This window comes from Candidatus Sororendozoicomonas aggregata (genome assembly GCF_031528575.1).
Lineage (GTDB): Bacteria > Pseudomonadota > Gammaproteobacteria > Pseudomonadales > Endozoicomonadaceae > Endonucleibacter > Endonucleibacter aggregata.
Window position 1 is genome coordinate 1 of the sequence record NZ_JAVLSP010000113.1, and the last position, 9,661, is coordinate 9,661.

Below are 9,661 nucleotides of genomic sequence, written 5' to 3' on the forward strand. Positions count from 1 at the left end.
CTTCGTCAAATAGCCCCACTATTATCCTCAGAAGCAGAAATTTTTATCCTCAATTTCTCGTAATCCTCGCTACGGGCGCTATTCTCGGTCAGGCTCCTATAACACTGATAGTCTGACATCCAACTTGCCATATTCATGACAGTCGCTGGAAAAGGCCATTGATATTACGTATCTCCTTCGAGTTTTCAAGGTATTTGAATGAAGAGGTTGTCCTGTCTCCGGCCCTGGCTTTTCTGTTGTCCATACATAACAGCAGCGAACCATTCCATGAATCAAATTAAAACGTTTCATTATCGCTCTGGCACCCATTAATCCACCCTCAACATTTCAACTCAAACTCTCTTAATGAAATACTCCAGGCAGTCAGTCAAAAAGCGTACATCAGCCAAACAGACATCCCCAAAGGCTGTCGTCGCAGGTGGTTGAGTCTTTTATCACCCTGAAAACAAAACCAAAAAAAGCAGTTTTGAGGGTGAAAAAACCAAACCGGCATCCGGCCTGCTGCAATCATGCCTTGCCAAAGCAGAAACCTTGAATAGCAAGCCTTGAGGTATCAGGCAAAAAACTGCCTGAATCCATGGTAGAGTCATCTCAGAATAACACGTGACTGTTCCCCCAACTAAAGAGGCTGTCGCGAAACTCTGAAATATATCCCGCACCGTCATCCTGTACAGGGAACGTACAGGAACCACATTCTATGGAAGGCACTCCAACCGCACGCATCATGCGGGTTTAGTGATTCACGTCCTTGTAGCATAGATCCCATACAATCCCTTTACGGGATGACGACGGAGAAAATTAAGCGTTTCGCGACACCCTCTAAAAGTCAGGGGGCTTACGGCGAAAATGCTAAGCGGTTGTCACCGTGGTCAGTTTGGCAATTTCCTGATCAATGTAATACAACCCTTTTTGCTCAAGGCCAATAATCTCTATTTTATCGAGGGTGCTTTTGAAAATTTTTTCTTCTTCGTGTTGCTCAGCCACGTACCACTGTAAAAAATTGAAGGTGGAATAATCTTTCTCTGTAAACGCGGTATGTGCCAGTTCGTTAATTTTTGTTGTCACCAGGCACTCGTGCTTGTAAGTTTGCTGAAACACGTCCTTGATGGACTCAAAATCATGGGGAGGTGCGGCAATTGTCCCGATCTTGGCCATGGCTCCGGTCTCATTGACGTAGTTAAACAGCTTTTGCATATGCTGCATTTCTTCCTGTGCATGACCGCGCAGAAACTGATTACAGCCGTCCAGGCTTTGCGCTTCACACCAGGAGGCCATTTGCAGGTATAGATTGGAAGAATAAAACTCAAGGTTGATCTGTTCATTGAGTTTATCCTGCATTTTTTGCGTTAACATAGAGGGCTTCTCCCATAGGATGGATGTCGTTATGAATACAGACACCTCTATTTTCAGTGATCCGACCACACTGTACAAGCAACTAAAAGACGGTTGCGTGGATGACTGGCATGCCTACTGCCATCACCCGTTTGTTCAAGGACTTGCTGATGGCACACTGAGGCAGGAGTGTTTCCGCCATTATCTCCAGCAGGACTACCTGTTTCTGATTCACTTTTCCCGTGCCTATGCCCTGGCAGTGGTGAAAGCGGATAATCTGGATGATATGCGTGCAGCAGCCTCTTCAGTGGATGGCCTGTTAAATACCGAGATGCGTTTGCACCTGGACTACTGCGCCCAATGGGGACTCACCGAAAAGGATATCGTCAACCACCCGGAAGCCACCGCAAATATGGCCTACACCCGCTACGTGATTGAGCGGGGCATGTCGGGTGACATTCTTGATTTATACACGGCGCTGTCTCCCTGTGCAGTGGGCTACGCAGAAATTGGCCATCGTCTGATTAACGACCCGGCCACCAGGCGGACAGGCAATCCCTATTGGCAGTGGATAGAAACATACGGTGGCGATGACTTTATTGCTTCTGCCATCAAACAAATCCAAACACTGGACAAACTGGCGAAAACCCGCTTTACCCCAGCCCGGCTTGAGTCGTTACGAGACACTTTCCGTGAGGCCAGTCGTCTGGAAATCGGCTTTTGGGCGATGGGACTTAATTGCAGCGGGTAGGAGCCTGTCGGACTTAAGACAATGTCGGCCTAAAATCCAGGAAGTGCGAGAAAGCGCGGCCAGAATTTCCGATCAATTGGCTTAAATAGGTCAACTCTTCGCACAAATTGATCGAAAATTCTGACTCGCCCTACTGAATTTTATGCTCGAAAGTATAAGTCCGACAGGCTGCTAGCAAGATCAAGAGAAACAGAGGATAAAAAGTCGATGTTGACAGGCCAACAGCCTGCAATTTAGTGAATAAAGTCGGCTTTTTAGGTCCGTTAGTCGTAGACTTCAGCACTAATATGGTCATTCTTGAATCTATTTTGCCAATTTGCCAATTTGCCAATTTGCCAATTTGCCAAACGACCATCATTCCTGTGAAGGCAAGAACCGCTACTAAAAACCTACGACAATCACTGATTATCTGGGTTTATCTACACCCTCAATGGGAGATAACCCACCTTCGCGGGGGCGACGCGGGAATATTTTGCACGGCCGCTGCCTGAAAGCGACCTTAAAAATCCAGACGCACTTGCTCGCCAGATTGCTCGGAGAGGCAACGGTTCACCAAGTCAATAAATGTTTCCCCCACTGCATCAGAAGTCCACTGTTTTTTCCCTTCGTCATAGGTAAAATGAAACCCTCCGCATGTGGCGGCTACCCATAATTGTCGCAGTGAAGGCTGCCGACTGATAATCACTGGGAGGCAGCCATCAGGGGTCAGTGTCAGAATGCCACCGGCATTGACACAATCAATATCAATATCCATGCCGGACGCACCAATGGCATCTTCGATGGACATCATCAATTTATCGGTCAACTTGTAGTAGAGGAGTTCATTCATAGGTATCCAAGTTTGATCAAAAGCTGGGTTAATGCAAAAACTAGCAGCGCCTCACTTTAATACAAGTATTTTTACTATTCATCAAATTTATTGGGGAAGATGTCAATGGGTTCTGCCATCGCGTTTTTTATAAATCGCCTCTGTTTCCCTCGCGCGAACCATCAATGGGCTATAAAGGCAGTGCCTTCAAAACTGCTCAAAGAGATCAGACGCTTTTCCGGGAGTCTTATTATGGGAACCCCCACCTGACTAAGGTATAGTGAAGTACATTGTAACTTAGTCAGGCACCATTTGAGGACTACCCTATGAGAGCAGTATTTGCCCTGTTGTTTTTCACCTTTTTGCTCACCGGCTGTGGACAAAAAGGAGATTTATTCCTGCCAGAGAATTCGGCCTTCGATCATCACCGTGTCGCCGGAGGCTTTTCCACCTGAACAGACCAATACTTTCGTTCCAAGCGCCCGCAACAATGACAGGAAAAAGTACCTGATGGACTGGTTTTCGTATATTAATGGTGAACTCATGGCAGAGCGGTTGTCGGTGTCCGCTATTGCTGAACAATTTGATACGCCGCTGTATCTCTACTCTAAAGCCGGCCTGCAAGCCGGTTTAGAGGCCTATCAGCAGCCGTTGAAACATTATCCTCATCTGATTTGCTATGCCGTTAAGGCCAATAGCAATTTGGCAGTGCTCAATGTGCTGGCAAAGCTGGGAGCAGGATTTGATATCGTATCTGTGGGAGAACTGGAACGGGTGCTGGCAGCAGGAGGCGATCCTGCCAGAGTGGTGTTCTCTGGCGTTGGTAAACAGATGCATGAAATTAAACGGGGATTAGAGGTGGGTATTCGCTGCTTTAACGTGGAGTCTGAAACGGAGTTGGAGCGCATTCAGGTCTGCGCGGAACAAATGGGTAAAAAGGCGCCTATATCCCTGCGGGTAAACCCTGACGTGGATGCACAGACCCACCCGTATATTTCCACAGGGCTGAAAGAGAATAAATTCGGGATTGATATTATTGAAGCTGAAGCTGTGTATAAAAAAGCCCTGACCATGGCAAATATTCACATCATCGGGGTTGGTTGTCATATTGGCTCACAATTGACGACACGAGAACCTTTTATTGATGCCCTCGACAGGCTTTTGGCCCTGACCGATAACCTGAAAGCACTCGGTATTACCCTGGAGCATGTGGATATTGGCGGTGGCCTCGGTGTGCGTTACCATACTGAAACACCCCCTTCACCTGAAAGCTATCTCAGTGCAGTCATTGAAAAACTCAAAGGTCGCGACCTGACACTGATTATTGAGCCAGGCCGCTCCATTGCCGCGCCAGCGGGCCTGTTATTGACCCGGGTAGAACTGATCAAAAAGAATGATCATAAGGCTTTTGCCGTAGTGGATGCTGGCATGAATGACCAGCTTCGCCCTTCTATGTATGGCGCATGGCACGATATTACCGCTGTTAGCCTCAATGGCTCTGAGTCTGCGCCGGTGGTGTATGATGTTGTAGGGCCTATCTGTGAAACCGGTGATTTTCTGGGCAAAGAACGTTCACTTCAGATCAAAGAAGGCGATTTACTGGCGTTGCGTTGTGTTGGCGCTTACGGGTTTGTCATGAGTTCCAACTATAATACACGCAATCGTGCAGCAGAGGTCATGGTTGATGGAGAACAGGTATATGAAGTGCGCCGCCGGGAAACCATTGCCGAACAATTAGCCCCTGAATCATTGCTACCAACGAGTTAAAGACGGCTATGATATTATATTTTACAAAGATGCATGGGTTGGGAAATGACTTTATGGTCGTCGATATGGTTACCCAAAATGCACGATTGCCGCCGGAGAAAGTCAGGCGTCTGGCTGACCGTCGTTTCGGCGTTGGCTTTGATCAACTGCTCATTGTGGAGCCTCCCACTGATCCAGACATGGACTTTCGCTACCGTATTTTTAATGCTGATGGTAGTGAAGTGGAACAGTGTGGGAATGGTGCCCGCTGTTTTGCCCGCTTTGTTAGGGATCACCGCCTGATAGGGCGTGATCTGGTGCGCGTTCAAACAGCAGGAGGCAATATTGAATTGCAGATTCTTGATAATGATAGTGTCGCGGTGAATATGGGTATTCCACGTTTAACACCCTCTGATATCCCATTTACCGCGCCTGGCCAGTCGGTACTGTATCCATTAATGATTGATGGCGAAACGCTGATGGTATCGGCTATATCCATGGGTAATCCCCATGCGGTACTGGTGGTGGATGATGTACAAAAAGCGCCCGTGGAGATGCTCGGACCACTCATTGAGCACCATGAGGACTTCCCCCGTAAGTGTAATGCCGGGTTTATGGAAATCGTGAACAGGAATGAGATTAACCTCCGGGTTTATGAGCGTGGTGTTGGTGAAACGATGGCCTGTGGTTCCGGTGCCTGTGCGGCTGTTGTTGCAGGAGTCATCCAGGGCGTGTTAAATGACGAGGTGAAGGTCAACCTCTCTGGTGGCTTTCTTCAGATCCAATGGTCGGGAGAAGGGCATTCGGTTATGATGACAGGCGCAGCAACAAGGGTTTACGAAGGCCACACCCGCCTATGACAAAATTCGCGCCCAAGACACCCGGTACAAGTGCGCTGAATGCCGACCAGGTGACCGAGTTCCTGCTACAGCACCCGGATTTTTTTGCCGGGCGCGATGAACTGCTGGCAAAGATGGCAATCCCCCATCAGCGGGGTTCAGCCATTTCTCTGTTAGAGCGTCAGTTGCAATTATTGCGGGAAAAAGATGTCGACACCCAGCGGTGTCTTACCCACGTGATCAATAATGCTAAAGAAAATGAGCGACACTTTGATAGTATCCGCAAGTTTTCCCTCTCATTGCTTGAAAGCCGGGATATGGAGCAGGCCATTGAAGCGGTGGAAGACAGCTTGAACCATGATTTCAACGTTGAGTTTCACCAGCTGATTCTGTTTTCAAGCCAACCATCCAATCTGCCAGTGAGGTTTGAGTCCAAGGATATTACTGAGTCTTTATTAGGCGAAGCGTTATCAAACAGTACCGTATTTTGTGGTCAACTGGATGAAAAGAGAATGGCGTTTATATTTGGTAATAAGACACAACAGATCAGGTCTACGGCAGTCGCCCCCCTTCGTTTTCCTGATTACATAGGTTTGCTGGCATTAGGCAGTTGCGAGCTTGACCGGTTTAAAGCAAGCCTGAGAACGCAGTTTATCAGCTATTTAGGGGATATCCTTAGTCGGCATTTGACCCATTTGATGTATATTGACCAGAAAATAAAAAGAAAATAAAAAGAAAAAAAATAAAAAGTGCACAGGCTAAAAAACATAAATGATCTTTGCCTTGTCTTGCCTTTGCCTCAGAGATTCATCTTCTCAACAGCCGGTGTCTGGCTATTTAAAGAGTTTAGCCACTGTGACTACGTCCCCATCATATTCAGGGTTTTCGCCCAGGGTGAGTTTGACATCGAGATCGCCCATCCATTGCCTTGACGTTTCACAGCTTTTATCTGCAACATGGTCATCTGACCAGACAGCACCGACAATGGATGTATTGGGGATGGCATGAATGAATTTAACCTCATAAATCTCATGCAAAAACGCTTGCTGCTTGCCCATCAGCAGCAATTGATTTTTATAATCTTTTGGTACGTTTATACCGTAGCCAGCCATGCATCTTGCGTCAATCAGATAAATGTAACCATCAAAATAATAGCCATCTATAAAGGTATCCAGGTATTCTAAATAATGGTTATATTTCCTGACAGTGTCATTGTTATGTTTTACTTGAAATTGTGCAACTCTGGTTGACAGGGTTGTGGAAACGCCATGATTAAATACAAGCCCAATGTTAATACTTTCTGCTTGATTGGGCGTAACAGAATGATCAAATGTCTCACTGGGAACAAATCCTTTCTGAAAGATAACTTCAGGTCTTATTTTGTCGCCACGAAAGACAAAGCCTGAAAACATATATCCACCATAACCGCCTTTTAATAGTGTTTTCCAGTGTCTTCCGTTAACTAAACTTGTATTATTGTGCTTGAAATAATTCAGCAGCGGAAACGTTCTGCCACAAGCTTCTGGTTTATTCACTGTATTGTGCCCATGGATTGTGCCTATGGAGTTACATTATAAGCACACACTATATATGACAAGGAAGAAAGTTTCTCAGACCTGAGTATTATAAAATGGGGTGAAATAATTTTGTTTTAGCATACCGTGAACCCAACCCGCTCACAGAAAACATAGTGACAATAAGGGCGTCTCTCTCCATTGGCTATTTAAAGAGTTTGGCCACGCTGGCGGCATCCCCTTCATAGTGAGGGTTTTCACCCAGCGTGAGTTTGATTTTGGTCAAGCCCATCCACAGCCTTGATGCTTCGCAGCTTGTATCTACGACATGGTCATCGGACCAGACAGCCCCGACAATGGATGTATTGGGGATGGCATGGATGAAATTAACCTCATAAATCTCATGTAAAAGCCGCTGCTTCTTCCCCTTCAGTAATATCTGGTCTTCATAAATTTCCGGTACGCTTATACCATATCCAGCCATGCGTCTTGCGTCAATCAAATAAATGTAGCCATTAAAATAATAATCATAGATATATCTATCCGCGGGTTGTATGTGACGGAGATATTTATTGCCAAAGGGGTTACTGTGTTTTACGTAAAATTGTGCGATTCTGGTTGAAAGGGTTGTGGAAACCCCGTGGTTAAATGTAAAGCCACCATCCAGATTTCCTGTCATTCGATCCATGCGCTGATCCTCAGAAACAGAAAAATCAAATCTGCCAGTGGGAATGAATCCTTCCTGAAAGATAATTTCAGGTCTTCTTGTGTCGCCACGAAAAACAAAGCCTGAGAACATTTTTTTCCCGTAACTGCCTTGTGATAGGGGTTTCCAGTAAGATCCGGCAACCAGGCTTGTATTATTGTGTTTACTGTAAGAGAGTGGAAACGTTCTGCCACAAGCCTCTGGTTTGTTCACTGCATTCTGCCAATGGAGTTCAATCATAAATACACTGTATATGACAACAGAGGCAACTGCTCAGACCTGAGTGTTATAAAATGGGGTAAAATAATTTTGTTTTAGAATACCATGAAACCAACCCACTGGCAGAAAAAGCAGTGGCAATAAGCGTATCTCTCTGGGAGATATCCTCAACAGGCATTTAAGGCATTGGATGAGTATTGAGTAGCAGATAAAAATGCACATGTTAAAAAAATCATTGATTGTTAGCTTTGCCTCAGAAATTGAGGATGTAATTTAATTTATGTAAACGCTTGTCGTTAAACCTCCAAAGAGGAGCATAACTATGAGCGTTGAAATCAATGAAATATCGCTGATACGCTTGAGGAAATGTACGGTGCTGAGGTCTCTGCAACCCTGATATCCAAGGTAACCGATGCAGTTCTTGACGAGGTGAAAGCCTGGCAGAGCAAGCCACTGGAAAGCCTGTACCCGGTATTCTATCTGGATGGCATTGTGGTTAAGGTTCATGAAGTCCATTTTCGAGGTTTAGCATGTCCCCGGATTCAATAGGCACTTCAACTTGGAGTACAATAGTTTTTGGCTGACGAGCAATGACAGATGCAGGTATGACGGTGAGTTTCAATAGCGAAAAGTTATTTTCATAATAGTCGTTAAGAGGGTGTACTTTTGTTTCAATCAGTCAGAGAGAGCACCCGTTTTTTTTGTTTTTTTTCTTGAGAGAGTACCTTCTCAATCCACTGATCCGTGAGCTTTTTACCACAGGTATCGCGGATTCGTGACTGACAACCCATGCAAATTTTTTTAAAGTGACTACACTGTTCAGCAGAGCACAGCCAGGTAGCATACCCCATAATGACCTGTCCGCAGGCCAGTGCGCGATTAATGCTGTCCAGCACCACGTCCCTCAGGGTGGAAGTGTACTTTTGTGAGTAGTTCCACCAGAGCTGGTTGGTCTGGAGCAAAAGTTTTAGTTTTGAGGGTGTGCGAATAAAAAAAACAACCGTACAAAATTAAGGAGGGCAGGGTATCTGCGTTTTCTGGTGTTTAATATCCGTAGGTATTCTGATGTAAGTTGCGAGCACTCTTATTGTTGTTAATTTTTTGGATTTCTATTTGTGAAGGTGTAGGTGGAAGTAAAAGAAAAATAAATAATTCAAGCACTGAATATTGCGAAAAAACAGAAACAGTAGACGATATTTCTGAGCAGCCTCCATTAAAAAAACACAAGAAAAATGATGATTTTTTTGAAGAGATAAGAAAGAAAGTTCACTATAAATTAGATGATAGTAAGATTGAATCTGCCCAAAAGTTTTTAGATATTGCTATTAATAAAAATATTTTAATTAAAGACAGTTTTTACAAGCTATCTGGCTTCATAGATGAAGAGGTATTTGTAGACTTCTTTAGTAATGCGGGAGTTTTTTTTCGGTTCCTTCCCGAGACAGTTAAAAATACGGGAATGATAACAGGCATGCTTGGCAATAGAAAAAAATATATCAAAGACTTTGCAAAACGAACCCATGAAGAACTTGAATTTTTAGCTAAAGAAGATGCTTTAAGTTCCTTTTCGTCCATGAATAATGGTAAAGGGTTGCCCAAAGAAGAGGACGTGAAAAAGGTGAAGGGCTGGGAGGTCTGGAAAGTGGGTGACGCGTTCAGTATGGAGCTGTTCCGCGCCTTTTCGTCCATGAATCATGGTAAAGGGTTGCCCAAAGAAGAGGACGTGAAAAAGGTGAAGGGCTGGGA

The 9,661-nt window shown here is 45.1% G+C and carries 11 protein-coding genes and 1 pseudogene; 7 read left to right on the forward strand and 5 right to left on the reverse strand.

Annotated features, from left to right (window positions below):
* Nucleotides 1–849 precede the first annotated feature (849 nt).
* Complete coding sequence (gene ftnA / locus V4C51_RS15790) at nucleotides 850–1,353, reverse strand: non-heme ferritin (RefSeq protein ID WP_330927146.1); 504 nt, start codon at nucleotides 1,351–1,353, stop codon at nucleotides 850–852.
* Between the two features lie 31 nt (nucleotides 1,354–1,384).
* Here ftnA and tenA point away from each other — a divergent pair, with 31 nt between their 5' ends.
* Nucleotides 1,385–2,083, forward strand: a complete 699-nt coding sequence (gene tenA, locus V4C51_RS15795) for a thiaminase II (protein ID WP_330927147.1) — start codon at nucleotides 1,385–1,387, stop codon at nucleotides 2,081–2,083.
* Nucleotides 2,084–2,582: 499 nt separating this feature from the next.
* Here tenA and cyaY read toward each other — a convergent pair whose 3' ends face one another.
* Nucleotides 2,583–2,912: an iron donor protein CyaY gene (gene cyaY / locus V4C51_RS15800; protein ID WP_330927148.1), complete on the reverse strand. Its 330-nt coding sequence runs from the start codon at nucleotides 2,910–2,912 to the stop codon at nucleotides 2,583–2,585.
* 305 nt (nucleotides 2,913–3,217) lie between these two features.
* On the opposite strand from cyaY, the gene lptM reads away from it, so the two are divergent.
* From lptM to V4C51_RS15820, 4 genes are read left to right on the forward strand one after another with little or no spacing between them, the layout of a single operon-like run.
* Nucleotides 3,218–3,346: an LPS translocon maturation chaperone LptM gene (lptM, locus tag V4C51_RS15805; RefSeq protein ID WP_330927149.1), complete on the forward strand. Its 129-nt coding sequence runs from the start codon at nucleotides 3,218–3,220 to the stop codon at nucleotides 3,344–3,346.
* Nucleotides 3,347–3,401: 55 nt separating this feature from the next.
* Entirely contained in the window at nucleotides 3,402–4,658 is a 1,257-nt protein-coding gene (lysA, locus tag V4C51_RS15810; RefSeq protein WP_330927150.1) for a diaminopimelate decarboxylase, read from the forward strand.
* Nucleotides 4,659–4,666: 8 nt separating this feature from the next.
* On the forward strand, nucleotides 4,667–5,497 hold the full coding sequence (dapF, locus tag V4C51_RS15815) for a diaminopimelate epimerase (RefSeq protein WP_330927151.1): 831 nt from the start codon (nucleotides 4,667–4,669) through the stop codon (nucleotides 5,495–5,497).
* Entirely contained in the window at nucleotides 5,494–6,207 is a 714-nt protein-coding gene (locus V4C51_RS15820) for a DUF484 family protein (protein WP_330927152.1), read from the forward strand. The genes dapF and V4C51_RS15820 overlap by 4 nt, the downstream gene beginning before the upstream one ends.
* A 102-nt stretch (nucleotides 6,208–6,309) precedes the next feature.
* Here the strand turns inward: V4C51_RS15820 and V4C51_RS15825 are convergent, their stop codons facing one another.
* Entirely contained in the window at nucleotides 6,310–7,011 is a 702-nt protein-coding gene (locus V4C51_RS15825) for a hypothetical protein (RefSeq protein WP_330927153.1), read from the reverse strand.
* 184 nt (nucleotides 7,012–7,195) lie between these two features.
* Nucleotides 7,196–7,936 carry a hypothetical protein gene (locus tag V4C51_RS15830; RefSeq protein WP_330927154.1) on the reverse strand — a complete coding sequence of 247 codons (741 nt, stop codon included), beginning with the start codon at nucleotides 7,934–7,936 and terminating at the stop codon, nucleotides 7,196–7,198.
* 336 nt (nucleotides 7,937–8,272) lie between these two features.
* Between V4C51_RS15830 and V4C51_RS15835 the strand changes: the two are divergent.
* Nucleotides 8,273–8,425, forward strand: a pseudogene (locus tag V4C51_RS15835) (transposase); the annotation flags it as partial.
* A gap of 161 nt (nucleotides 8,426–8,586) precedes the next feature.
* Here the strand turns inward: V4C51_RS15835 and V4C51_RS15840 are convergent.
* Nucleotides 8,587–8,877 carry a transposase zinc-binding domain-containing protein gene (locus V4C51_RS15840; RefSeq protein WP_330927155.1) on the reverse strand — a complete coding sequence of 97 codons (291 nt, stop codon included), beginning with the start codon at nucleotides 8,875–8,877 and terminating at the stop codon, nucleotides 8,587–8,589.
* A gap of 125 nt (nucleotides 8,878–9,002) precedes the next feature.
* On the opposite strand from V4C51_RS15840, the gene V4C51_RS15845 reads away from it, so the two are divergent.
* Nucleotides 9,003–9,661, forward strand: a 659-nt coding sequence (locus V4C51_RS15845) for a hypothetical protein (protein WP_330927156.1), incomplete at its 3' end; no start/stop codon positions are given.